A 24,134-nucleotide genomic window follows, 5' to 3' on the forward strand; every position below is an offset into this window, starting at 1 on the left:
TCACCGCTCCTGGCCCGTGGTCTCGTGGACCACGGGCGAGAGCGGCCCGTAGGAGAGCACCCGGAGGCGGTAGGCCGAGCCCTGTTCACCCGGGAGGGTGGACAGGGCGCACGTCGTCGTGTCCGGGTCCGTCACCTCGACCGGGTCGAAGTCCGGCGCGCCGGGGCGGCGGATCTCCAGCAGGAACCCGGCTTCACCGGCCGAGTGGTCGGTCCAGGTGAACGTCACCGTGTCGCCGTCGGCCACCGCGTGCAGCGCCGTCGCGTCTTGGGCCGCCGGCGCGCCCGCGGTCGTCGGCGCCGACACCGGGCCGGTGAACGGCTGCTCCCGGTAGTAGAACGGCGTCGCCGGGATCAGGTCCGGGTGGTGGTAGCTCGTCGTGTGCGGCGGCAGGAACCGCAACGTCGTCCACGGCCCGGCGGGGTCGTTCGCGTACTCGACCCGATGGCCCGCGTCGTCGTCCGGCCAGTGGAGCACCACGTCGGTGGGAGACGTCAGGGACGCCGTGAAGGCGGGCGCCGGTGCCGCGGCACAGCCCGCGGCCAGGAGCGCCACGCAGAGAAGCGATTTCACGGACATGGCGGCCTCCCGTGGACATCCGGGCGGCGGCGGGACGGTGATCAGCCTAGGAACCCGCCCGCACGGCGACAAGACCGTGCCGATCACCGGGACACACCAATCCGCCCGCGCACCGGCACCGAACCGCGCGAACCCCGCTGAACCGTTTCGGCCGGGCGTCCGTGTCTGGGATGTCGAGGTCCGCTGGACGGCGGTGCCGCCCTCACCGAGGAGAAGAACGTGATGAACCGTATCCGGACGGCCGTCGTCTGCGCTGCCGCATTCGCTGTCGTGGCCCCGCTGTCGGCCTGCGGAGACATGGCATCGGGAGCCGTGGGGCCGGAACACGGCCAGCCCGGGCACGTGATGCTGGCCGCCGCCACGGTGGCGGGAGTCGGCGCGGTCGTCACGGACGCCTCCGACAAGACGCTGTACCGGTTCGACAAGGACATCTCACAGCCGCCGACGTCCAACTGCGACGGTGAGTGCGCGACGTCCTGGCCCCCGGTGCTCGCCGGCGAGGCCCCGCCGATGCTCAAGGGCATCCAGGACACCCAGGTCGGCACGCTGACCCGCAAGGACGGCAGCAAGCAGCTCACACTGAACGGCTGGCCGCTGTACGAGTTCTCGGGCGACAAGGCACCGGGGCAGGCGAACGGCCAGGGCGTCAACGGCACCTGGTTCGCCGTCGCGCCGGACGGCAGCAAGATCACCGCGCCGGCCGCCGCCGGCTCCTGAACCTGACGGTTTCCGGGCAAACGAGGAAGGACGGGCAGCCGATGAACACCATGGTCGCGCTGCGCTCGACCCACGCACCGCCGGTGGCGCTGCGGGTTGCAGTACTGTCCTCGCCGACTCAGAACACCGTCGGGAGGACGAGGGTGGCGATCGGAGGCAGGCGGCCTAAGAAGGCCAAAGGCGAGGACCTGATTCGGCAGCTTTACGCCGAACACGGCCGGAGCCTGCTGGCCTACGCGACGAGGCTGACCGGTGATCGGGCGGCAGCCGAGGACGTGGTCCAGGAGACGCTGGTACGAGCGTGGAAACACGCGGACGACCTGCAGAACGACGGGAAGGGCTCGGTGCGCGGCTGGTTGCTGACCGTCGCGCGCAACCTGGTCACCGACCGGGCACGAGCCCGGGCGGCACGGCCACAGGAAGTGGCCGAACCGGCCGAAGGCGTGCCGACGCCGGCCGTCGAGCGCGACCACGCCCAGGGCGTGGTCGACTCGATGACGGTGCTCGGCGCGATGGACGGTCTGTCCAACGAACATCGAGAGGTCCTGGTGGAGATCTACTACCGGGGACGGACGGTGGCCGAAGCGGCGAGAACACTGGGCGTCGCACCGGGTACCGTGAAATCAAGGTCGTACTACGCACTCAGGGCTCTCAGAGCCTCGATGATCTCGGGAAGCGGAACGGAGGTGGCGCGGTGAACGCCGTGGACGAATCACACACACAGCTCGGCGCGTACGCCCTCGGGGCGCTCGACCCGGCGGAGGCGGCCGACTTCGAACGAAGGCACCTGCAGACCTGCGCCCAGTGCCGGTTCGACCTGAACGAGCTGGTGGCTCTGCGCGAGTCGCTCGACGAGGTACCGCCCGAGGCGTTCCTCGACGGGCCTCCGGAAGGCGGGGACCTGCTGCTGCAGAAGACCCTCCGCCGGATGCGGGAAGAAGAGACGGCGGCGCCGGCGCGGACCGCGTCCCGGCCGGCGTCACGCCGGGGCCTGGCCCTGGTCGCGGCGGCGGTGCTGGTGGTGGCCGCGCTCGGCGGCGGGGTGCTCGTGGGACGTCAGACGTCGTCCAGCGGGACGCTCGCGATACCGACACAGCCGAACGACGTGCCCGGCACGAAGAACGCCGAAGGGCGGGATCCGACGACCGGCGTGCAGCTGGCCGCGTCGGTGGCGCCCTTCGCGGGCTGGGTCAAGGTCAACGTCGCGGTCAAGGGCGTCAAGGCCGGGGAACAGTGCCTGCTGCAGGTCGTGACCAAGGAAGGCCAGGCGGTCACGGCGGGCAGCTGGAAGGTGTCCGAGAAGTGGGAGAGCCAGGGTTTCTCGCTCGACGGGTCCGCGCTGGTCGCGCCCGACGACGTGAAGTCGGTCGACATCGTCACGGTGGACGGCCGGAAGCTGGTCTCGGCCCCGGTGTGAGGCCGTGACGGGCGCGCGCTACCGGTTCCGCAGCTCCTGGCTGCTGCCCGGTACCGCGCCCGAGCGGGTGTTCGGCGCGGTCACCGACCTCGCCGGCTACCCGCGGTGGTGGTCGGACGTCCGCACGGTGCGCCGGGTGGACGACGACACCGCCGAACTGGTCTGCCGCTCGCGGCTCCCGTTCCGGCTGGTCGTCCGGATGCACCGCGACCACCAGGACGAGCGGGCGGGCCTGATGCGGGTCAGGCTCAGCGGAGACCTCGAAGGGGTGCTGGCGGGCACCGTCCGCGCGACGGACGCGGGGACGCTGCTGGAGATCACCCAGGACGTCCACGCCCGCAAGGCGTTGCTACGGCGGCTGGACACGGTGGCCCGGCCACTCTTCCGCGTGAACCACGCGCTGATGATGCGCCGGGGCCACCGGGGTTTGAGCACCTACCTCGCGTGACCGGGACGGCGGCACGGCCGGGAGAACCCGTGTCGTCGCCCCGAGCACGCGTGTCGGCTCCCTGATCACGCGGAACCGGCGACGCAGACCTCCGGCTCGGTGGCGTTCCGGCGGGGACGCCGGGCCAGCACCGCCGCGCCGAGCGCGATCGCCGCGATCAGGAACCCCGCGCTCGTCCCGTAGGCCAGCCGGAAACCGGACGCCAGCGCCTCGCGGTGGTCCACGGAACCCAGGCTCGCCGTGCGGGACGCGGCCACCGTCGCCAGCACCGCCGTCCCGATCGCCGCCCCCACCTGCTGCGTGGTGTTGATCAGGCCGGACGCGACCCCGGAGTCCTCCGGCGCGACGGCGGTCATGGCCAGGCCCATCAGCGCGGGGATCGCGACGCCGGCGCCGAGGCCCATCACCAGCAACGGCGGCAGGACGCCGGTGAAGTAGCTGCCGTGCACCGAAACCCGGGTGAGCAGCAGCAGGCCGGCGATCACCAGGCCGAGGCCGGACAGCAGGACCGCCCGCGGCCCGAACCGCTCGGCGAGCTTGCCCGCGAAGCCGAGTGAGGCCACCGCGATCACCACCGGCACCGGCAGGAACGCGACGCCGGTGCGCAGCGCGTCGAGGCCCAGCACCTGCTGCAGGTACAACGCGGTGACGAACTGGAAGCCGAGCATCCCGGCGACCATCAGGACCATCACCAGGTTGGCGCCGGTGACCGCGCGGATCCGGAACAGCCGCAACGGCAGCAGGGGCGTGCGCGTCTTCGCCTGCCGCACCACGAACATGGCCAGCAGGACGGCGGCCGCGGCCAGCGCACCCCAGACGGCGGACGTGATCCCGTAGACGCCCAGCATCACGGCGGCGGTCACCAGCACCGCGCCGAGCGCGTCCAAGCCCGTCCGCAGCCCGGTGCCGCGGTCGGCTTCGACCACCCGGACGGCCAGCGCCAGCGCGACCACCCCGATCGGCAGGTTGACGTAGAACGTCCAGTGCCAGCTCAGCGCCTGGGTCAGGGCACCGCCCGCGATGAGCCCGATGGACGCGCCCGCGGCCTGCGTGAAGCTGTACACGCCGATCGCCTTCGCCCGGGCCCGCGGTTCCGGGTACATCGTGACGATCATCCCGAGCACCACGGCCGACGCCAGCGCGCCGCCGACGCCCTGCACGAACCGTGAGACGACCAGGACGGCCGCGTTGCCGGCCAGCCCGGCGGCCAGCGACGCCGCCGTGAACAGGCCCAGGCCGCCGAGGAACACCCGGCGGCGGCCGAGCAGGTCGCCGAGCCGGCCCGACAGCAGGAGCAGGCCGCCGAAGGCGACCAGGTAGGCGGTGACGACCCAGGCGAGCCCGGCGGGTGTGAAGCCGAGGTCGGCCTGGATCGCGGGCAGCGCGACCGCGACGATGCTGCTGTCGAGCACGACCATCAGCGACGCGGCGCACAGCACCGCCAAGGCGAGGCCGCGGGATCGGGTCGGGTGGTTCTCGGCCATGTGAGGCCCTCCAGTTTAGCGTTCCCCCTGGTCGTTGCCAGGGCACTTCTTGTAACAGTGCCCATCATGTGTGACCATGGGTGCGCGCGTAAGGAGGCACTTCCATGTCCCAGGGGAACATCGGTGTACCTGTCCAGGTCACGGAGATCGACCCGGAAAAACTCGACGTCTGCACGGTGCTCGAGGTCATCAACCGGATCAGCGGCAAGTGGGCGATCGGCATCCTGCTGGAGGCCATCCGGGGCCCGGTGCGGTTCACCGAGCTGGAACGCGCGGTCAACGGGATCAGCCGCCGGATGCTGACCCTGACGCTGCGCAACCTCGAGCGGGACGGCTTGCTCGAGCGCACGATCTACCCCACGGTCCCGCCGCGGGTGGAGTACGAGGCGACGGCGATGGCCAAGGAGCTGTACCAGTCGCTGAACGGCCTGCTCGGCTGGGCGGAGCGGCACCGCGAGGACATCGCCGCGGCGCGCGTCGCCTACGACGCCGCCTGAAGACGTGGAACGGGCCGCGGTGCGAAGTCGGGGAACTCGCACCGCGGCCCGCGTGGCTCGTGCTCAGCGGGGGCATGAGCACGAACGTCTGAGGGGGTTACTTCGCGGGTTCGGGACCGTCCATGTCGTCGGTGCCGGCCGCGTGGCTGTGCTCGTCGAGCATGGTCGCCTCGTCGAAGGGTTCCTGCCCGGCGAAGACGCGCTCGGCCTTCTCCCGGTCGAACTCCTTCGTCCAGTTTCCGATGAGGACGGTCGCGACGGCGTTGCCGGCGAAGTTCGTCAGCGCGCGGGCCTCCGACATGAACCGGTCGATGCCGAGGATGAAGCCGACGCCGTTGACCAGCTCCGGCCGGTGCGACTGCAGACCGGAAGCCAGGGTCGCGATGCCCGAGCCGCTGACGCCCGCCGCGCCCTTCGACGCGATGATCATGAAGGCCAGCAGGCCGATCTGCTCACCGATCGACAGCGGTTCGTCCTGCGCCGCGGCGATGAACAGCGTCGCCATGGTCAGGTAGATCGCCGTGCCGTCCAGGTTGAACGAGTAGCCGGTCGGCACCGTGATGCCGACGACCGACTTGCTCACGCCGACGTGCTCCATCTTCGCGATCAGCCGCGGCAGCGCCGACTCCGACGACGACGTCGACAGGATCAGCAGGAACTCGCGGCCGAGGTAGCGCAGCAGGTTCCAGATGAAGACACGGGCGCCCAGCCACAGCACGATCCCGAGGATCACGAACACGAAGATCAGGCAGGTGGCGTAGAACCCGATCATGATCACCGCGAGGCTCTTCAACGCGGCCCAGCCGGTCGCGCCGACCACCGCGGCGATGGCGCCGAACGCGCCGATCGGGGCGGCCCACATGATCATGGACAGGACGCGGAAGACCAGGCGCTGGATGTGCTCGATGCCGCGCAGGATCGGGGTGCCCTTCGGGCCCAGCTTCTGCAGCGCGAACCCGACGAGCAGCGCGACCAGCAGGGCCTGCAGGACCTCGCCGTCGGTGAAGGCGGAGACGAAGGTCTTCGGGATGATGCCGAGCAGGAAGTCGACCGGGCCTTCGGCGCCGGTGGCGGACTTCTGGACGCTCTTCACGTCGGCCGGGTTGAGGTGCAGGCCGGTGCCCGGGTGCAGGATGTTGCCGACGACCAGGCCGATCGCCAGGGCGAAGGTCGACATGATGATGAAGTAGAACAAGGCCATCAGGCCGACCTTGCCGACCTTGGCCGCCTTCGCGACCGAGCCGACGCCGATCACGATGGTGCAGAAGATGATCGGCGTGATCATCATCTTGATCAGGTTGACGAAGCCGTCACCGAGGGGCTTGAGGCCCTTGGCGAAGCCGGGGAAGAGGAAGCCCACCAGGATCCCGAGCGCCACCGCGACGATCACGGCCAGGTAAAGGTAGTGGGTCTTGTCCCGCTTGCGCGGGGTCTCCTCGGTTGTCGGTGGGGTCGGCACCGTTGCCTCCAGCTCAGGGGTGTTCCAGGTTGCGGCACACTGTAGGCCTGGTTCCGTGACCCGGCTCACTTGTGTTCATTGAGTTCGCGCGATGATGTCACCGTCCCCTTCGGACACCAGGGCGCAGGTGTGCTGGTATGAGGAGGTGTCCCCGACGTCGTCCCGCTGGAGCCTGGCCCGCCAGCTGCTCGTGCTGCAGCTGGTGGTGCTCTGTGTGCTCGCCGGCGCCGGGATCACGTTCGCCTACCTGGACGCGTCGCACGCCACTGACCAGAACGCCAAGGACCAGGTCCACGCGGTGGCCTCGACCGTGGCGGACGCGCCGTCCGTCCTCGCCGCCGTGGACACGCCGAACCCGAGCGTCACGCTGCAGCCGTTCGCACTGGAGGTGCAGACCGACACCGGCGTCGACTTCATCACGATCATGAGCCCGGCCGGGATCCGCTACACCCACCCGAACCCGGCCCTGATCGGCCAGCACTACATCGGGACCATCGCGCAGGCCCAGCACGGGCAGGAGTACACGGAGACCTACACCGGCTCGCTCGGCCCGTCGATCCGGACGGTCGTGCCGGTGTTCGGGGCGGGGCACCGGGTGGTCGCGCTGGTCGCCGTCGGGATCACGGTCGCGGCGATCTCGGCGGAACTGCGCGAACGGCTGTGGCCGCTGTTCGGCGTCGCCGGGGCCGTGCTGCTCGTCGGCGCGCTCGGCGGCTGGCTGATCAGCGCCCGGCTGCGCCGCCAGACGCGCGGGATCGCGCCCGGCGAGCTGAGCAACCTGTTCGAATACCACGAAGCCGTGCTGCATTCGGTCCGCGAAGGCGTGCTGCTCGTCGGCCGCGACGGCCGGATCGGGCTCTGCAACGACGGCGCGCGCGCCCTGCTCGGCCTCGAAGCCGACCCGGTCGGCCGGGAGCTGACCGCGCTGGGCCTGCCGGCCGAGCTCGTGACGGCGTTCGGGTCGGCCGAGAACCGCGCCGAGGAACTGCACCTGACGGACGCGCGGGTGCTGCTCGTCAGCACGACCGCCGTCCGCGCGGGCGGCCGGGCGCAGGGCACCGTCGTCGTCCTGCGCGACCACACCGAACTGCAGACGCTGACCGGCGAACTGACCACCGCCCGCGGCCTCGCGGAGGCGCTGCGGTCGCAGGCGCACGAGGCCGCGAACCGGCTGCACACCGTCGTTTCCCTGGTGGAGATCGGAAAACCCGAGCAGGCCGTCGAGTTCGCGACCGCTGAGCTCGCCCTCGCCCAGGAACTGACCGACCGCGTCGTCGGCGCCGTCGCCGAACCGGTGCTCGCCGCGTTGCTGCTGGGCAAGGCCGCCGAGGCGAGCGAACGCGGGGTGGAGCTGACCATCACGCCGGACACGATGATCGACGACGCGACCCACGGCGTCGCCGCCCGCGACCTCGTCACCATCCTCGGCAACCTGATCGACAACGGCATCGACGCGGCGGTGCACGGCGGCGGCCACCCGGCCGTCGTCGTCACCGCCCGGTCCGACGTGGACGAACTGCTGCTGCGCGTCGCCGACACCGGCCCCGGCGTCCCCGAGGGCGCCGACGTCTTCCGCCGCGGCTGGTCGACGAAGGCGGGGGACGGCCACGGGCTCGGGCTCGCTCTCGTCGGCCAGGCGGTGCGCCGCTACGGCGGTACGGTCGGCATCGGGCGGGACGGGGGCGCGGTGTTCACCGTGCGACTGCCGCGGCGGGAGGCGGACCGGTGATCCGGGTGCTGGTGGTGGAGGACGAACCGGTGGCCGCCGAGGCGCACCGCGTCTACGTGGAACGGCTCGCCGGGTTTTCGGTGGCGGGCGTGGTCCACTCCGGCGGCGACGCGCTGCGGTTCTGCGAACGCGAACCCGTCGACCTGGTGCTGCTGGACTTCTACCTGCCGGACACGCACGGCCTGGCCGTCTGCCGGTCCCTGCGCGCGGCCGGCCTGCCGATCGACGTCATCGCCGTGACCTCGGCGCGCGACCTCGGCCTGGTTAAGGCCGCGGTCTCGGTCGGCGTCGTGCAGTACCTGCTGAAGCCGTTCACCTTCGCCACCCTGCGCGAAAAACTGGAGCGCTACGCCGAGTTCCGCGACGCGTCCGGCGAGGTCTCCGGCCAGGCCGAGATCGACCGCGCCCTGGGGACGCTGCGCACGACGGAGCAGCCACCGCTGCCGAAGGGCATGAGCGTCCAGACGCTGGAAGCGATCACCGACGCACTGGGCGGCGCGGTGGAAGGCCTGTCCGCGGGCGCGGCGGCCGCGGCGATCGGCGCGTCCCGCGTCACCGCGCGCCGCTATCTGGAGTACCTGGCCGACAACGGAATGGCCCACCGGGAACCGCACTACGGCCAGGTCGGGCGGCCCGAGGTCTGGTACCGGCCGACCCGCGTATAACGACTTACAGCCGGTCGGCCAGCAGCTGCGCGAGACGCGGGTAGACCTCGCTGCGGAACGGCCGCAGGTCCAGCTCCGCCAGCCGGGTCTGGCCGTGGGACCTCTTCGCGACCAGCAGCATGACGTCACCCGGGTTCGCGCCTTTCGCCAGCTCGCACGTCCGCGTGGTGCCGTTCACCCCGGGGATCGGCACCGCGGGCGCCGCGCAGGCCTGGGTCCACTCCGTGACCAGTGACGTGAACCGCCCGGTGCCCGGGAGGACGTCGACGAACAGGTCGTGCACCAGCCGGCCGCCGGTCCGGCTGGCGTAGGTGCACCGGTAGGTCGTGACGCCCTGCCGCGGGTCCGGCGGCTGTTCGACGGCGTAGGTGTCCAAGGTGGCGCCCAGCACCGTGCTCATCTCGGTCACCCCGAGGAACGGGCACGCCGAGGTGACCTTCGCCGGTGACTGCGGCGGAGGCGGCTGGGGCGTCGTCGGCGGCTGCGACCCGGGCCCCGGGCCCAGCGGTGGTGCGTCCGACGACGGCCGGGAAACCGCGGTCGTCGGAGCCGCCGAAGTGGTCTTTGCCACCGGCGCCGGCGGCGGTGCCGGTGCCGGTGCCGAACAAGCCGTCAGCAGCGCCAGCGCACCGGCCGCCACCAGAAATCCCCCTCGAATCCCCATTTCGGCAGGATAGCCCGACTTCCGGCGGTTCCGGCGGCGAAAGCACTGCGCTAGACCGGGACCATGTCGAAATGGGCCGGGTTCGCCGCAGCGCTGCTGATCGCCGCCGGGATCGCCACACCCGCGTACGCCGACGAGCCCGCGACGGCCGTCACCGACGTCCAGGTGACCGGGCCGGTCGCGCAGCGGTTCAACCTCGTCGTCCTCGGCGACGGGTACACCGCGGCCGAGCAGCCGAAGTTCTTCGCCGACGTCGAGCGGCACATGAACACGCTCTGGTCGCTCGAACCGTTCAAGTCCTACCGCAGCTACTTCAACGTCTACGCCGTCTCGATCGCCTCACCCGAGTCCGGTGTGGACTGTGACCCGGGCCTGGACGCGCCGCGGCGGAACACCCCGCTGAACATGGGGTTCTGGGGCGGGTGCGACGCCGGGAGCGTGCAGCGGCTGCTCACCGTCGACGACGCGGCCGCCCAGCGGTACGCCGATCTCGTGCCCGGCACCACCCGCGCGAACCGGCAGATCCTCGCGCTGGGCAACAGCGCGACCTACGGCGGCGCGGGCGGCACGTACGCGACGGCGTCCGGCGGCAACGCCCTGTCCGCGCTGATCTCGCCGCACGAGCTGGGCCACTCGCTCGGCGGCCTCGACGACGAGTACGACTACTACGCGCGCGGCGTCCCGGGCGGGGCGTACGAGGGCGGCGAGCCCGCGTCGATCCACCACACCACGCTGACCGAGCAGCAGCTGCAGGACCAGCACGCGAAGTGGTACCGCTGGCTCGGCGAGCCCAGCGAGTCCGGCGGCACGATCGGGCGCTACGAAGGCGGGCTCTACACGCAGACCGGCGTCTGGCGGCCCAGCGCGCACTCGATGATGAAGACGCTCGGTTACGCCTACGACCAGGTCGGCCGGGAACGCATGACCCAGCGGATCTCCGCGAAGGTCCCGCTGCTGGGCGACGGCACCCCGGCCGGCACGATCGGCGCCGACCGGGTCGTGTGGATCCGCACGATGCACCCGGTCGACCACCGCCTCGACGTCACCTGGACGCTCGACGGGCGGCCCCTGCACGGCACCGACGCGCTCGATCTGCGGCAGGCCCACGTGAAGCCGGGGAAACACACGCTGACGGTGAAGGTGACCGACCCGACGCCGTTCGTCCGTGACCCGGCCGCCCGGCCGACGGCGACCCGCACGTGGACCGTCGACCCGTCGGTGACCACCCCGCCTTCGAGCGGCCCGGCAGTCGTGGGCTCGACGCCCACCACGCAGCCCGTCGGCGGCCACGACGTCGTCTACGTCGAAACGGGCGAGCCGACCGGCTCGATCCCTCCGGTGTCCTGGCGGCTCGACGGCCGGCCGGCCGGAAGCGGGCCGGACTTCGCGCTGCACGCGGCATCCGGCGCGCACACCCTGACGGCGACCACCGGCGGCACGACCCTGACCTGGACGGTGGACGCGTCCGGCCCGACGACGACGGCCGAGCTGCCGCCCGGGCGCGTGTACCACGGTTCGTTCACGATGCGCCTGACCCCGTCGGACGGCATGCCGGAGTTCCGCGTGGACGGCGACGGCTGGCACAAGTACTACGGCTGGCCCACGGACCCGAACGCGCCGTACCTGTTCACCCCGACGGGCACGGAGATCGACGGCCTGGCGTACGGCAACCTCGGCCCGGGCGGCCTGACGGTGTCGCCGTTCGCGCCGCGCACCCCGGGCTACGGCCGCCACCGCATCGAATACCGCTCGATCGACGCGGCGGGCAACGTGGGCCCGACTCGCGCGGTGACGGTGACGCTGCTGCCGTGAACCATCCACAGGCGGTTTCGATTGTGGACAGCTCGGCTCAACGATCGGCTTCCGGCCGGTTTTGCCGGCACCCACCGATAGACTGGACTGGGGACGCCCCCCCCCGGAGAGGGTGGGGGCTGGACTGCGCGGGTGGTGCCCGAGAATCTCTGGGGGAGGGCGGCAAACCGGATGATGGACGACGGCGAGTTCCGCGCCAAGCTGCTGGCTTCCGTGGAAGCCGGAGTGGGCGTTCTCGAGATCAGGCCGCTCCTCGTCGAGCAGCTCGAGCGAGGCGTGAAACGCGACGACCTCTACCAGGAGCTGCTCGACACGATCCACTCCCTGCGCGCCGAGGGCCGGGAGGCTGACGAGGACGCCGTGGCCGATGTGGCCGATCTGTTCTCGGAGTGGGTGCCGGCGGAATACCGGCTGTAGGCCGTCAGCGCGGCCGGCCCGGCACCCCCGGCCGCGTCTGCCACGGGTGCGGCCCGTCGAGCGGCCGGTACTCCACGCCCAGCGCGTCCAGCCGCGGCAAGTGGTGGTCCCGCAGCCGCGGCAGGAACTCCTCGTAGTCCCGCGGTCCGCTGCTCCACGCCACCTCCGCGAACGCCGACAGCCGCGGGAAGGCCATGTAGTCCACCCGCCGGACGCTGTCCAGGTGCTCGCTCCACACCTGCGCCTGCACACCGCGCAGCCGGGGACCACTCAGCGCCGGCTCGTACGCGTAGACGTCTTCCAGAGTGTGGACCATGCCGACCGGGATCGGCTCGTCCGGGTGCGCCGACTGGCGGTGGTCCAGGTACACGTGCTGTTCCGGGCATATCACGACGTCGTGGCCCGCCGAAGCCGCCTGCTGACCGGCGGTCTCGTTCTGCCAGGAGCCGATCACCATCGGAGGGAGGCCGCCGATGTCGAGGACCTCGTCCCAGCCCATCGGCGTCCGGCCGCGGGACACCAGGTGCTCGGCCAGCTGCCGGACGAACTTGCGGTGCTCGTCGGTCGCGCCCGGCGTCTCGTCGCCGCCCAGCGCGATCACCGGCGACGGGAAGATCTCCAGCAGGTGGTCGAACACCGTCCGGAAGAAGTCCAAAGTGGACTCCGTCGGCGAGAGCAGCGAAGTGCTGATGCCCCAGGCGGTCCAGATCTCGTACGACGATTCGGTCCCCAGCGAAGGGTAGGCCGCCAGCGCCGCGCGCGCGTGACCCGGGATGTCGATCTCCGGCACCACCGTGATGGCCCGCGAAGCCGCGTACGCGACGATCTCCCGCAGGTCGTCGCCGGTGTAGAAACCGCCGTGCGGCCGCCCGTCCTGCGCGCCCCCGCTGCCGACCATCGACGACGGCCGCCAGCCACCGACGGACGTCAACCGGGGAAACGAGGGCACCTCGAAGCGCCAGCCCTGGTCGTCGGTCAGGTGCAGGTTCAGCACGTTCAGCTTGTGCGCGGCCAGCAGGTCCACGAACCGCAGCACCTCGGCCTTGGTCCGGAAGTGCCGGGCGACGTCGAGCAGGCAGCCACGCCAGCCGAACCGCGGGTGGTCCTCGACGACCCCGCACGGAATCGAGAGGGAACGACCGAGCGAAGCCGCGCGGAACGCGTCAGGTCCGGCGAGCTGACGCAACGTCTGCCGCCCGTAGAACTCCCCGGCCGCGTCACCGCAGGACAGCACCACACCGGACGGCGAGATCTCCAGCCGGTAGCCCTCCGCGGGCAGCGAAACGGCGCGAACGTCCACAGAGGACGGCCATGGACACGAACCCGAAGCGGGCGTCACCGAAACCGGGCGAGGGAGCAGTGCGTCGAAAGACATGTCAGCCCTTCACGGCGCCGGCCATGCCGGACACCAGCCGTCGTTGGACGAGGACGAAGAACACCAGCACCGGGATGGTCATCAGGGTGGACGACGCCATCACCGCGCCCCAGTCGGTGTCCTCCGGCTTGAAGAACACCAGGATCGCCTGCGGCAGCGTCTGGTTCTCGGTCTTGGAGATGATGAACGTCTTGGCGAACAGGAAGTCGTTCCACGCGTGGATGAACGCCAGCACGCTCACCGCCACCAGGCCGGGCGCGACCAGCGGGAACAGGATCTGCCAGGTGAACCGCATCCGGGACGCGCCGTCGATCTTCGCCGCCTCTTCGAGCTCCACCGGCACCGCGGCGACGAACCCGCGCAGCATCCAGATCGCGAACGGCAGGCTGAACGCCAGGTGCACCAGCACCAGCGAACCCAGCTCGTTCAGCCCGAACGCCGGCGCCACGCCGCCGATCTGGCGCATCAGGAAGAACAACGGGATGGTCAGCGCCTCCACCGGCACCATCTGCGCCACCAGGATCATCACCAGCAGCACGGTCCGGCCCCGGAACGAGAACCGCGTGAGCGCGACCGCCGAGAGGAACGACAGCAGCAGCGACAACACCACGACGACCAGCGCCACCACCAGGCTGTTCATGAAGAACCGCCCGAAGCCGGACACCGTGAGCACACGGGTGAAGCTGTCGAACGACGGGCTGAACGTCCACGGTTTCGGGTTCGCCGACTGGATCTCGCCCGGTGGCTTGAACGCCGAGAGCAGCATCCAGTACAGCGGGAACGCGACCAGCCCGGCGATCACGACCGTGACGACCTCGGCGATCAGCCGTCCGGGACGGCGGACGACTAGAGCCATGCCGCGCTCCGGCGCTGCGAACGGACGTAGAGCCCGGTGACGGACAGCAGCAACAGCGTCATGACGACTCCGATCGCCGAGCCGAGGCCGTATTCCTGCCCGGCGAAAGCCTGTTGGTAGGCGTAGACGTTGAGGACCAGGTTGCGCCCGGCCACCCCGCCGCCGTTGGTCATCACGTAGATCTGGGTGAACACCTTGAAGTCCCAGATGATCGACTGGACGGTCGCGATCATCAGCAGCGGCCGCACCATCGGCAGCACGATCGTCCACGTCGAACGCCAGGCCGACGCGCCGTCGAGCGACGCGGCTTCGAGCACCTCCTCCGGGATGCCCTTGATCCCGGCGTACATCGTCACCAGGACGAACGGGAACGAGCACCAGATCACCTCGGCGGCGACCAGCCCGAACGCGCCGATCGTGCCGAAGGTCCACGAGTGGTGCTGCAGCGGCAGGCCGATGCCCGAGAGCACCTCGTTGACCAGGCCGAAGTCGGTGTCGAAGAGGAACAGCCAGACGTAGGAGCCGGCGATCGCCGGGGTCGACCACGCGCCGAGCGCGGCGAGGAACAGCAGCGTCCGGGGCAGCGAGCGGACCCGGCTGGCCAGGACCGCGAGGCCGGTGCCGACGAGGAGCGAACCGACAACGCAGGCCGCGGCGAACCCGACCGTCTTGCCGAGCACGGTCCAGAACTCCGCCTGCGCGAGCAGGTCCGCGTAGTTCGCGAAGCCGAGGAACACCAGCGGCGCGTTGCCCGCGGCCTGCGGCTGGCCGTAGTCGTAGAACGAGATCAGGACGAGTTCGTAGATCGGGTAGACGAGCAGCGCGGCGAGCAGGATCCCCGCGGGCAGCAGGTAGAGCACCGCGGCCCGGCCGTCCCGCCGCCGCCGTTTCGGCGCCTTCGCCGGCACCGAAACGGGACGGACTTGCTGGGCCACCACTACCCAAAGGCCTTGTCCATCGCGGCGGCGGCGTCGGTCAGCGCGGCGGCCGGGTCCTTCCCGCCGGTGGCGATCTGCTGCACGGCGGTCGGCAGCACGTTCTGGCTGTCGATCTTGGACCACGCGGGCGTCGCCGGGACGAACTTCGTGCCCGCCTTGAGGGTGTCGACGAACGGCTTGAGGAACGGGTCGTTCGCGGCGAGCTTCTGCTGCACGGAGCTCAGCGTCGGCAGGTTGCCCATCGCCGTGTACATCTTCTCCTGGTACTTCGCGCCGCCGAGCAGCTCGATGAACTCCAGCGCCAGCCCACGGCGCTTGCTCGCGTTGAACACGCCGAGCAGGTTGCCGCCGGCGAACGCCGGGGCGACGCTGCCGGCCGTGGTGCCCGGGATCGGCACGACGGCGTACTTGCCCTTCACCGCACCCTGGTCGACGGCCTTGCGGTTGAAGTCGCCGCCGATGGTCATCCCGGCCTTGCCGCCCGCGAACGCCGTGACGCTCTGCGTGCCGGTCAGGTTCGCGCACTGCGCGGGCGGGCAGACGTCGTCCTTGATCAGATTGGCGTACTGGGTGACGCCGGACTTGGCCTGCTCACCTGTGACCGTCGACTTCCACTTGCCGTCGCTCTCCTGCGCCAGCTCGCCGCCGTTGGCCCAGAGGAACGGCAGCATCGCGTAGGTGTACTTGCCGCCGACGGAAATGCCGTACAGGTCCGGCTTCGCCGCGCGGATCCTGCGGGCGTCTTCGGTCAGTTCGGCGAGCGTCGTCGGCGGCTTCAGGCCCAGCTCGGTGAAGACGTCCGTGCGGTAGTACAACGCGCGGATGCCGGTGTACCAGGGCAGGCCGTAGGTCTTGCCGCCGGCCTTCGCCGTGTCGACGACGGTCGGGATCAGATCCTTGCCCTCGCCCCACGACGCGAGGTCGCCGGTCAGGTCGGCGAGCGCGCCGGTGGCGGCGTAGCTGGAGACGTCGGTGTTGCCGAACTCGGCGGCGTCCGGAGCGCTGGCCGGGTCGGTGAAGGCCCCGGAGAACTTGTCGGCGCGGCCCTCGACCGGTACCCACTGGACGTCGACCTCGACGCCCTGGTGCGCGGCCTTGAACTCGGCGATCGCGTCCTTGACCGCGGCCTCCTTCGGCGCGCGGTTGGCCTCGTCGAACAGCCAGACGCGGACGGTGCCGGTCTTCTCGTCCCCGCCGTTGCCCGCGGGCGCGGACTGCGTGGGGGCGCAACCGGCCAGCAGGGCCAGCCCCGCGACGAGGGGGAGGGTGCGGCGCAGTCTCATGGGGTCCTCCAGTAGGGAGGTCGTGAGTGCGTAACAGTGTTAGAACACTGTTACGCACTCACGACCGGTACTCAGGCGAAGTAGACGGAGTTGACGCTGCCGACGGCCAGGCTCGAGGCGACCGTGTCGGGCAGGCCGGTCGCCGGGTCGCGGGGCAGCGAGGTGACGGTGCCGGAGCGCTGGTTCGAGACGTAGAACCAGCTCTCCGCCGGGTCAAGGGCGACGTGCCGCGGCCAGTTGCCGCCGGTGGTCACCGACGACACCAGCTTGAGCGTCGCGCCGCCGCCGGAGATGGCGAACGTGGCCAGCGTGTTCGGCCCGCGCACGGTGGCGTAGGCGAACTTCCCGTCCTTCGACAGCGCGATCTCACCGGGGAACAGGTCGCCGGTGCTGCCGCTCGGCACGGCCGGGACGACGGAAAGCGCCTTCAGCGTGCCGGTGGCCGCGTCCCAGCTCGCCACCGTCAGCTCCGGGCGCAGCTCCTGCAGGATGTAGGCGAACTTCCCGGTCCGGTCGAACGCGAGGTGCCGCGGCCCGGCACCGGTGGGCAGCTTCAGCTGCTGGTGCAGCGCGAGCTTCCCGGTGGCGACGTCGAGCGAGTAGACGTACACCGAGTCGGCGCCGAGGTCGACCGACAGCACCCAGCGGCCGGTCGGGTCGTTGACGACCTGGTGCGCGTTCGGCGCGCGGTCGGTTCCCTGGTGCTGCGCGAGATCCGTGGCCGCGCCGAGCTTCCCGCCCGCCAGGATCGGCAGCACGACGACGCTGCCGGTGCCGTAGTTGGCCGCCAGCACGTACTTCCCGCTCGAGTGCACGCTCAGGTGCGTCGGCGCGCTGCCCTTCGACGAGACCTTGTTGAGCAGCTTGGGGTTCGTGACGTCGGTGATGTCCAGCGCCGAGACGAACCCGTCCGGGTCGCCTTCGTTGGTGACGTACAGGGTCCTGCCGTCGGCGCTGCGGTCGAACCACGACGTGTCGCTGATCCCCGGCACCGTGCGCACCGGGGTCAGCGTGGCGCCGGAGCGGCTCGTGACGTCGAGGCCGTGGCCGTTCGCCCCGGTGGTGTAGCTGCCGACGTACACGGTCGCTCCCGCGGTGCAGGCCTTCGAAGTGGTTGCCGCCGCGGCGAACTGCGCACCGAGAACGGTGACGGCGCTCGCGCCCGCAGCGGCGCCGAGGAACGTGCGACGGGAAAGTCCGGTCATCGTCATTGTCTCCCAACGGGTTCGGGCGGCGGCCGCCTTCCAGTATGGTCTAGACCACGGCCATGAGCAATGCCGAAACCGCGAAACCCGAGACGGAGAGCACGGTTTCCAGCGCCGTCCAGGACTTGATCGTCTGCGGCACGGTGATGTTGAAGTACCGCTGGACGATCCAGAACCCGCCGTCGTTGACGTGCGAGGCGATGATCGACCCGGCCGAGATGGCCATCACGAGCAGCGCCAGCTGGATCTGCGAATACCCGAGCTGGGCCACGGCCGGGCCGAGGATGGTGCTGGTGGTGACGATCGCGACGGTCGCCGAGCCCTGCGCGATCCGCATGCCGCAGCTGATGACGTACGCCGCGATGATCACCGGCAGCCCGGCGTCGTGCAGCGAGTCGGCCACGGCCTTGCCGATCCCGGTCGCCGAGAGCACCCCGCCGAAGAACGCGCCCGCGCCGACGACCAGCAGGATCATCGCGACCGGCCGCAGCGCCTTGGCGGCCAGCTCGTTGAGGTCCTTGCCGGTGAACCCGCGCCGCAGCCCGAGCAGCCAGGACGCGAGCAGCACCGCGACGGTCAGCGCCACGGCCGGCGTGCCGACGAACGCGGCGACCCCGGCGAGCGCGGAACCCTTCGGCAGCCAGATGCTGCCGAACGTGCCGGCCAGGATCAGCACCAGTGGCACCGCGATGATCGAGCCGACCAGCGCCAGCGACGGCGGGTTCTCCTCCTGCTCGCCCTCCTCCTCGGCGAAGATCATGTCCTCGGGCACGCCGACGTCGATCCGCTTGCCGATCCAGGTCGCGTAGAGCACACCGCCGATGAGGAACGCCGGGACACCGCAGGCGAGGCCCATCAGGATGATCCAGCCCAGCTCGACGTGCAGCAGGCCGGCCGCGGCCACCGGGCCGGGGTGCGGCGGCAGGAACGCGTGCGTGATCGAAAGCCCGGCCAGCAGCGGCATCGCGTAGAGCACGAGCGACCGGCCGCCCTGGCGCGCGGCGACGTAGACGAGCGGCGCGAGCACGAAGATGCCGATGTCGAAGAACACCGGGATGCCGAAGATGAACCCGGCGAGGCCCATGGCCAGCGGCGCGCGCTTCTCGCCGAACGAGCGCAGCAGTGCCCCGGTGAGCACCTTGGCGCCACCGGAGCGTTCCAGGATCGAGCCGAGGATCGTGCCCAGGCCGATGATCGCCGTGATGTGCCCGAGGATGCTGCCGAACCCCTTTTCCAGCAAGGAGTCCGCCGACTTCTGGGCGCTGCCGACGATGGACCCGACGGGCAGGCCGGCGGCGAGCGCGGTCAGCAGCCCGACGACGATCAGGGCGATGAACGGTTCCAGCTTGAGCTTGATGATCAGGACCAGCAGGACGGCGATCGAGACGGCGGCGAGCGTGAGCAGCCCGCCGGTGGTGTGCTGCAGCCAGTGGATCATCGGGTTCTCCCGGGATTGCGCAGGGATCGGCCGGCGAGGGCGCCGGTGGGACGGCCGTCGTCGAGGGCGGCGACGCCGTTGACGAACACGTGGGTGATGCCCGCGGCGGGCTGCCGCGGGTCGTCGAAGGTGGCGGTGTCGGCGACCGCGTCGGGGTCGAACAGCACCAGATCGGCGGCGTAGCCGGCGCGGACGAGGCCGCGGTCGGTCAGCCGCAGCCGGCGCGCGGCCCGCCCGGTGAGGTGGGCGACGCATTCGGCGAGGTCCAGCACGCCCAGTTCACGGACGTACCGGGCCAGGTAACGGGGGAACGTGCCCCAGGCGCGCGGGTGCGGGCGGGCGCCGACGAGGAGCCCGTCGCTGCCGCCGGTGTGCGTCCGGTGGCGCATGATCGCCTGGACGTTCTCCTCGTGCCCGACGTGCATCAGGCAGGACGTGCCGAGGCGTTCGTCCAGCAGGGTGTCGAAGTACAGGGCCGCCGGCTCGCGGCCCGCGGCGCGCGCCGAACCGGCGACACTGTGGCCCACCAGGTGGTTGTTGCGGTCGTTGCGGACGCCGTTGATCTCGATGGCGTCCCAGTCGATCGGCACGCCGTGCGCACCGTCCGAACCGGACTCTTCGATCTCCGCGCGGATCCGCTCGCGGGTGTCCACATCGGACAGCCGGGCGAGGGTGGCGTCGAGCCCGCCTTCGGTGGCCCAGCTGGGCAGCAGCGCCGAGAGGTAGGTCGCGCCCGGCAGGTACGGGTAGGTGTCGAGGGTGACGTCGCAGCCGTCGTCGAGGGCGTCGTCCAGCAGCTGGAGCAGGTCGGGGGCTTTGCCCTTGTTCACCGAGAAGTTCATCGTCGCGTGGGCCAGGTGCAGCGGGCAGCCGGAGCGCCGGGAGACGTCGATCATCTCGGCGAACGCCTCGAGCGCGCCCTTGCCGTAGCTGCGGTGGTGCGGGCTGTAGAAGCCGCCGCCCTCGCCGACCACGCGGCACAGCTCGACCAGCTCCGCGGTGTCCGCGTACATCCCCGGTGTGTAGGTGAGGCCCGAGGACATGCCCATGGCGCCCTCGGCCAGGCCGGTGGCGACGAGTTCCTTCATCCGCGTCAGCTCGGCGTCGGTGGCCGGGCGGTCGTCGAAGCCGACGGCGAGCATCCGGACCGTGCCCTGCGGCACCAGGTAGGCGGCGTTGACGGCGATGCCCTGGTCCAGGCGGTCGAGGTACTCGCCGACCGAGCGCCAGTTCCAGTCGAAGCCCGCCGGGTCGTCGTTCCAGCCCGCGAGCTGCTGGCGCAGCGCGTCGAGGACGGCGTCGTCGACCGGGGCGTAGGACAGCCCGTCCTGGCCGAGCACCTCGGTGGTGACGCCCTGGGTGATCTTGGCCGGGTGGCCCGGGTTGGCCAGCAGCTGCAGGTCGGAGTGCGAGTGCATGTCGATGAACCCGGGTGCCAGCACGAGGCCGTCGGCGTCGATGTTCCGGTTCCCGGCCAGCGAGCCGGCTTCGGCGACGCTGGCGATCCGCTCGCCGGTGATGCCGACGTCGTGGCGCGTGAGCGCGTCGCCGGTGCCGTCGGCGACCAGCGCGCCGCGGAGGACGACGTCCATCAGAACCACGTCCGGACGAGGTCGACGACGGTTTCGCCGTCGGCGGCCGTCACCGGCAGCAGCGGCCACTTGTCGAACACCGTGCACGGGTGCGAGAGACCGAGCCCGATCCAGTCGCCGACCTCGACCGGCGAGCCCGCCGGCAGGGTGAGGAAGGCGTGCTGGTCGTTCATCTTCGCGATGACGTGGTCTTCGAGGGGTTCCGCGGGGCCACGCGGGGTGCGGCGCAGCTGCGGTTCCGGCATGCCTTCGTCGAAGGACGCGTCGCGCTTGCCGATGGTCAGCAGCGCGAGGCTGTCCGACGGCTTCGACGTCACCTGCGCCCAGGCGTGCAGGGCCGGTCGGAACGACTCGACGCCGTCGATGCGCGGGTGCTCGCCGAGCGGGGAGATCTCGCGGTAGAAGCCGTCGTCGTGGGTGATGTAGGCACCGCTGCGCAGCACCGGGAGCACGTCGAGGCCGTCCGGCCACGGCTTGGTGAGCTCGTTGGCCACCTGGTCGAAGTAGGCGCTGCCGCCGGCGGTGACGATGATCTGGCCTTCGAGGAGTCCCTTGTCCGCGAAAGTGATCGCGAGGTCGCGCAGACCGTCCACATAGGAGCTGATCTTCGCGAGCGCGGCGTCGTCGGTGTCGTGCGAGAGCGCGCCTTCGTAACCACCGGTGCCGCGCAGCCGCAGCGCCGGGCTGGCGTGGACCGCTTCGGCGACGGCCAGCGCGGTGGCCGTGTCGCGAACCCCGGTGCGGCCGCCGTCGGCCCCCAGTTCGAGGAGGACGTCGACCGGCCGTGTCGTGCCTTCGAGCGCTTCGGTCATCAGCTCGACCCCGCGCACCGAGTCGACCCAGCAGACGAACTCGAACGCCGGGTCGGCGGCCAGATCGCCGGCCAGCCAGCGCAGGCCGCTCGGGTCGAGGAACTGGTTGGCCAGCAGGATCCGCGAGACGCCGAACGCCCGGTAGATCCGCAGGTGACCGGCGTTCGCGCAGGTGATGCCCCAGGCGCCGTGCTCGATCTGGCGGGCGAACAGCTGCGGGGCCATCGTTGTCTTGCCGTGCGGGGCGAGCACGACACCGCGGGCGGCGCACCACGCGGCCATCGTCCGCAGGTTGTGCTCGAGGGCCTCGTCGTCGAGCACGACGAAGGGCGCGAAGAACCCGTCGGTGAACAGGTTGAGCCGCCGCTGCGCGGCCTCGCCCAGGGTGAGCCCGGTCAGGGCGGGCGCGGCCGAGCGGAACCGCCAGTCGATCCGCTCCTGGCGGAGGGCGTCGAGTGCGGCGGTGTCGATCGAGCAAGGGGCGGGTGTGTTCATCGGCGGCGACCTCGGTTGCGTATGTTGCAACGACTGTTGCGCATTTTGAGTGCCATAGGTGTAGCATCCGGGTCGGCACAGGTCAACGGGAAGATGGACAGGGGAGACGGAAAGTGACAAGCGGGCCCGAAGTGCTCTGTGTCGGCGAGTCGATGGCGCTGTTCGTGCCCGCCGAACCCGGGCCACCGGACGAGGTGCGCCAGTGGACGCGCACCATCGGCGGCGCCGAGTCGAACGTGGCCTGTCACCTGCCCGCCCTCGGCGTCCCGAGCGGCTGGGCGAGCGCGGTCGGCGACGACCCGTTCGGCCGCGCGATGCTGCGGGAGATCGCCGCCGCGGGTGTCGACGTCAGCGCGTGTTACACCGACCCGGTGCGCCCCACCGGCCTCTACGTCAAGGAAAGCGGCGCCGGCGGCAGCCCGGTGCGCTACTACCGCGCCGGCTCGGCGGCGTCCGGGATGGGCCCTGAGCTGCTGGATCGCCTGAACCTCGACGGCGTCCGCGTGCTGCACCTGTCCGGGATCACCCCGGCGCTGTCGGACAGCTGCCTCGCGCTGGTGCGCGCCCTGCTGGACCTTCCCCGCGGCGACCGGCTCGTCTCGTTCGACGTCAACCTGCGCCCCGCCCTGTGGGCCGGCCGCGACCCTCGCCTGCTCGCGGAGCTGGCCGCCCAGGCCGACATCGTGCTGACCGGCGACGACGAGGCCCAGCACGTGTGGGGGACCGGCGACCCGGTTTCGCTGCGGGATCTCCTGCCGGGCCCGCGCGCCCTCGTCGTCAAGCACGGCGAGCGCGGCGCGACCCTCGTCGAAGGGGAGCCGCTGTTCGCGCCGGCGCTGCGGGTCGACGTCGTCGAGCCGGTCGGCGCCGGCGACGCGTTCGCCGCCGGCTTCCTCGCCGCCACCCTGCGCGGCGCCCAGCCCCTCGAGCGGCTGCGACAGGGACACCTGCAGGCCGCCGCGACCCTGCTCACCCACGACGACGTCGGTGTGCCGCTGCCGCGCACGGTCGTGGATACCCTGCTGCACGCGGGCCCGGACGAGTGGAGTTCGGCGCGGCTGACCGGAGAGGGTGTGCTCATTTGAGTCAAAGCCTGGACCGGGCGCTGACGCTGCTGGGCTCGATCGCCCAGGACGCGCGCACCCTCGACGACCTCGCCGAGGAGATCGGCGTCCACAAGTCCACGGTGCTGCGCCTGCTGCGCACCCTCGAGCAGCACCACTTCGTCCGCCGCGAGGGCACCCGGTACTACCGGCTCGGCAGCGCGATGTTCGACCTGGCCAACCAGGCCCTCGACTCGATCGACGTCCGGCGCAGCGCCCAGCCGGCGCTCGCCGCGCTCAACGCCCGCACCGGGCACACCGTGCACCTGGCCAGCTACGACGACGGCGAAGTCGTCTACATCGACAAGTACGAGGGCCGCCATTCGGTGCGGATGTACTCCCGTGTCGGCAAGCGCGCGCCGCTGCACTGCACGGCGGTCGGGAAGGTGCTCGTCGCCGCGATGCCTTCCGCGAAACGCGAGGAGATCGCCCGGTCCATCGAGTACCCGGTGCTGACGCCGAACACGATCACCTCGGCCGAGGCCTACCTCGCCGAGCTGGACCGCGTGGCGGAGCTCGGATACGCCGTCGACAACGCCGAGCACGAGGACTTCATCCACTGCGTCGCGGCACCGGTGCGCGGCGCGGACGGCGAAGTGCTGGCCGCCGCGTCGATGTCGGTGCCGAAGGTGCTGCTCGACTACGAAGGCCTGCTCGCGCTGGTCCCGGACCTGCGGGCCGCGACGAACGAAGCTTCCGTCCACAGTGGATGGACGGGGAACGGAAAGGGGCACTGATGAGCAAGACGGCAGTTTCCACCGAGAACGCGCCGAAGCCGCCGGCGAAGTTCTCGCAGGCCGTCCGCAAGGGAAACCTGCTGCAGGTCGCCGGCCAGGTGGCCTTCGACCCGGCCACGAACGAGATCGTCGGCGACGACGTCGCGGGCCAGACCCGGCAGACGTTCAAGAACATCGAAGCCGTGCTCAAGGAGGCGGGCTCGAGCCTCGCCGACGCGATCATGGTGCGCGTCTACCTCACCGACACCGCGCACTTCGCGCCGTTCAACGAGGTCTACAACGAGCTCATCGGCGAGGGCCCGCACGCCGCGCGCACGACGGTGTACGTCGGCCTCCCGGGCGAGCTGCTCGTCGAGATCGACGTGCTCTGCGTGCTGGACTGAGCTTTCGGTGGGCCGGGTTTCCTCCGGCC

General features: G+C 71.1%; 24 protein-coding genes. 12 read left to right on the forward strand and 12 right to left on the reverse strand.

Annotated features, from left to right (window positions below; all coding sequences use genetic code 11):
* Nucleotides 1-579: a fibronectin type III domain-containing protein gene (locus ACGFMK_RS32440; protein ID WP_392771337.1), complete on the reverse strand. Its 579-nt coding sequence runs from the start codon at nucleotides 577-579 to the stop codon at nucleotides 1-3.
* A gap of 297 nt (nucleotides 580-876) precedes the next feature.
* Here ACGFMK_RS32440 and ACGFMK_RS32445 point away from each other — a divergent pair, with 297 nt between their 5' ends.
* The 4 genes from ACGFMK_RS32445 (at nucleotide 877) to ACGFMK_RS32460 (ending at nucleotide 3,161) form a co-directional block, all read left to right on the forward strand.
* A complete protein-coding gene (locus ACGFMK_RS32445) occupies nucleotides 877-1,296 on the forward strand; it encodes a hypothetical protein (RefSeq protein ID WP_392771339.1) in 420 nt (139 codons plus the stop codon).
* A gap of 143 nt (nucleotides 1,297-1,439) precedes the next feature.
* A complete protein-coding gene (locus ACGFMK_RS32450; protein WP_323331623.1) occupies nucleotides 1,440-1,994 on the forward strand; it encodes a sigma-70 family RNA polymerase sigma factor in 555 nt (184 codons plus the stop codon).
* Nucleotides 1,991-2,713, forward strand: a complete 723-nt coding sequence (locus ACGFMK_RS32455) for an anti-sigma factor family protein (protein ID WP_392771341.1) — start codon at nucleotides 1,991-1,993, stop codon at nucleotides 2,711-2,713. The genes ACGFMK_RS32450 and ACGFMK_RS32455 overlap by 4 nt, the downstream gene beginning before the upstream one ends.
* A 4-nt stretch (nucleotides 2,714-2,717) precedes the next feature.
* Nucleotides 2,718-3,161 (forward strand): SRPBCC family protein, encoded by a 444-nt coding sequence (locus ACGFMK_RS32460; RefSeq protein WP_392771344.1) that lies wholly within the window; start codon nucleotides 2,718-2,720, stop codon nucleotides 3,159-3,161.
* Nucleotides 3,162-3,226: 65 nt separating this feature from the next.
* Here the strand turns inward: ACGFMK_RS32460 and ACGFMK_RS32465 are convergent, their stop codons facing one another.
* Nucleotides 3,227-4,645 carry a DHA2 family efflux MFS transporter permease subunit gene (locus ACGFMK_RS32465; RefSeq protein WP_392771345.1) on the reverse strand — a complete coding sequence of 473 codons (1,419 nt, stop codon included), beginning with the start codon at nucleotides 4,643-4,645 and terminating at the stop codon, nucleotides 3,227-3,229.
* Nucleotides 4,646-4,749: 104 nt separating this feature from the next.
* Here ACGFMK_RS32465 and ACGFMK_RS32470 point away from each other — a divergent pair, with 104 nt between their 5' ends.
* Nucleotides 4,750-5,142 (forward strand): winged helix-turn-helix transcriptional regulator, encoded by a 393-nt coding sequence (locus tag ACGFMK_RS32470; protein WP_392771347.1) that lies wholly within the window; start codon nucleotides 4,750-4,752, stop codon nucleotides 5,140-5,142.
* A 97-nt stretch (nucleotides 5,143-5,239) separates the two neighbouring features.
* On the opposite strand, the gene ACGFMK_RS32475 is transcribed toward ACGFMK_RS32470, so the two are convergent.
* Nucleotides 5,240-6,601: a cation:dicarboxylate symporter family transporter gene (locus ACGFMK_RS32475; protein WP_392771350.1), complete on the reverse strand. Its 1,362-nt coding sequence runs from the start codon at nucleotides 6,599-6,601 to the stop codon at nucleotides 5,240-5,242.
* A gap of 91 nt (nucleotides 6,602-6,692) precedes the next feature.
* Here ACGFMK_RS32475 and ACGFMK_RS32480 point away from each other — a divergent pair, with 91 nt between their 5' ends.
* Both ACGFMK_RS32480 and ACGFMK_RS32485 read left to right on the forward strand, forming a co-directional pair.
* Nucleotides 6,693-8,330: an ATP-binding protein gene (locus tag ACGFMK_RS32480; protein WP_392771351.1), complete on the forward strand. Its 1,638-nt coding sequence runs from the start codon at nucleotides 6,693-6,695 to the stop codon at nucleotides 8,328-8,330.
* Nucleotides 8,327-8,995, forward strand: a complete 669-nt coding sequence (locus ACGFMK_RS32485) for a response regulator (RefSeq protein WP_392771353.1) — start codon at nucleotides 8,327-8,329, stop codon at nucleotides 8,993-8,995. Before ACGFMK_RS32480 ends, ACGFMK_RS32485 begins: the two co-directional genes overlap by 4 nt.
* Before the next feature lie 4 nt (nucleotides 8,996-8,999).
* Here the strand turns inward: ACGFMK_RS32485 and ACGFMK_RS32490 are convergent, their stop codons facing one another.
* Nucleotides 9,000-9,659: a hypothetical protein gene (locus ACGFMK_RS32490; RefSeq protein ID WP_392771356.1), complete on the reverse strand. Its 660-nt coding sequence runs from the start codon at nucleotides 9,657-9,659 to the stop codon at nucleotides 9,000-9,002.
* A 63-nt stretch (nucleotides 9,660-9,722) separates the two neighbouring features.
* Here ACGFMK_RS32490 and ACGFMK_RS32495 point away from each other — a divergent pair, with 63 nt between their 5' ends.
* On the forward strand, nucleotides 9,723-11,471 hold the full coding sequence (locus ACGFMK_RS32495) for a M64 family metallopeptidase (protein ID WP_392771358.1): 1,749 nt from the start codon (nucleotides 9,723-9,725) through the stop codon (nucleotides 11,469-11,471).
* 171 nt (nucleotides 11,472-11,642) lie between these two features.
* Nucleotides 11,643-11,888, forward strand: coding sequence for a hypothetical protein (locus ACGFMK_RS32500; RefSeq protein ID WP_392771361.1), 246 nt, complete (start codon nucleotides 11,643-11,645; stop codon nucleotides 11,886-11,888).
* Nucleotides 11,889-11,892: 4 nt separating this feature from the next.
* Here ACGFMK_RS32500 and ACGFMK_RS32505 read toward each other — a convergent pair whose 3' ends face one another.
* The 8 genes from ACGFMK_RS32505 to ACGFMK_RS32540 form a co-directional block, all read right to left on the reverse strand.
* Nucleotides 11,893-13,188 (reverse strand): beta-N-acetylhexosaminidase, encoded by a 1,296-nt coding sequence (locus tag ACGFMK_RS32505; protein ID WP_392771363.1) that lies wholly within the window; start codon nucleotides 13,186-13,188, stop codon nucleotides 11,893-11,895.
* Between the two features lie 76 nt (nucleotides 13,189-13,264).
* Complete coding sequence (locus ACGFMK_RS32510; protein WP_392771365.1) at nucleotides 13,265-14,119, reverse strand: carbohydrate ABC transporter permease; 855 nt, start codon at nucleotides 14,117-14,119, stop codon at nucleotides 13,265-13,267.
* Nucleotides 14,110-15,057 carry a carbohydrate ABC transporter permease gene (locus ACGFMK_RS32515; RefSeq protein ID WP_392771368.1) on the reverse strand — a complete coding sequence of 316 codons (948 nt, stop codon included), beginning with the start codon at nucleotides 15,055-15,057 and terminating at the stop codon, nucleotides 14,110-14,112. Before ACGFMK_RS32515 ends, ACGFMK_RS32510 begins: the two co-directional genes overlap by 10 nt.
* Nucleotides 15,057-16,340 (reverse strand): extracellular solute-binding protein, encoded by a 1,284-nt coding sequence (locus tag ACGFMK_RS32520; protein ID WP_392771371.1) that lies wholly within the window; start codon nucleotides 16,338-16,340, stop codon nucleotides 15,057-15,059. The genes ACGFMK_RS32515 and ACGFMK_RS32520 overlap by 1 nt, the downstream gene beginning before the upstream one ends.
* A 71-nt stretch (nucleotides 16,341-16,411) precedes the next feature.
* The gene (locus tag ACGFMK_RS32525; RefSeq protein WP_392771374.1) at nucleotides 16,412-17,545 is read right to left on the reverse strand and encodes a beta-propeller fold lactonase family protein; all 1,134 of its coding nucleotides are present in this window, start codon (nucleotides 17,543-17,545) and stop codon (nucleotides 16,412-16,414) included.
* 49 nt (nucleotides 17,546-17,594) lie between these two features.
* On the reverse strand, nucleotides 17,595-18,983 hold the full coding sequence (locus ACGFMK_RS32530) for a GntP family permease (RefSeq protein WP_392771376.1): 1,389 nt from the start codon (nucleotides 18,981-18,983) through the stop codon (nucleotides 17,595-17,597).
* Nucleotides 18,980-20,575, reverse strand: a complete 1,596-nt coding sequence (locus ACGFMK_RS32535; protein ID WP_392771379.1) for an amidohydrolase family protein — start codon at nucleotides 20,573-20,575, stop codon at nucleotides 18,980-18,982. Before ACGFMK_RS32535 ends, ACGFMK_RS32530 begins: the two co-directional genes overlap by 4 nt.
* Nucleotides 20,575-21,882 carry an amino acid deaminase gene (locus ACGFMK_RS32540; RefSeq protein WP_392771382.1) on the reverse strand — a complete coding sequence of 436 codons (1,308 nt, stop codon included), beginning with the start codon at nucleotides 21,880-21,882 and terminating at the stop codon, nucleotides 20,575-20,577. The genes ACGFMK_RS32535 and ACGFMK_RS32540 overlap by 1 nt, the downstream gene beginning before the upstream one ends.
* A 113-nt stretch (nucleotides 21,883-21,995) precedes the next feature.
* Here ACGFMK_RS32540 and ACGFMK_RS32545 point away from each other — a divergent pair, with 113 nt between their 5' ends.
* Genes ACGFMK_RS32545 through ACGFMK_RS32555 form a run of 3 tightly spaced genes read left to right on the forward strand, consistent with a single transcriptional unit; the run spans nucleotide 21,996 to nucleotide 24,105 of the window.
* Nucleotides 21,996-22,967 carry a sugar kinase gene (locus ACGFMK_RS32545; protein WP_392771384.1) on the forward strand — a complete coding sequence of 324 codons (972 nt, stop codon included), beginning with the start codon at nucleotides 21,996-21,998 and terminating at the stop codon, nucleotides 22,965-22,967.
* Nucleotides 22,964-23,722 carry an IclR family transcriptional regulator gene (locus ACGFMK_RS32550; protein ID WP_392771387.1) on the forward strand — a complete coding sequence of 253 codons (759 nt, stop codon included), beginning with the start codon at nucleotides 22,964-22,966 and terminating at the stop codon, nucleotides 23,720-23,722. Before ACGFMK_RS32545 ends, ACGFMK_RS32550 begins: the two co-directional genes overlap by 4 nt.
* Entirely contained in the window at nucleotides 23,722-24,105 is a 384-nt protein-coding gene (locus tag ACGFMK_RS32555) for a RidA family protein (RefSeq protein ID WP_323337905.1), read from the forward strand. Before ACGFMK_RS32550 ends, ACGFMK_RS32555 begins: the two co-directional genes overlap by 1 nt.
* Nucleotides 24,106-24,134: the final 29 nt, after the last annotated feature.

This window comes from Amycolatopsis sp. NPDC049252, from assembly GCF_043197175.1.
GTDB lineage: Bacteria > Actinomycetota > Actinomycetes > Mycobacteriales > Pseudonocardiaceae > Amycolatopsis.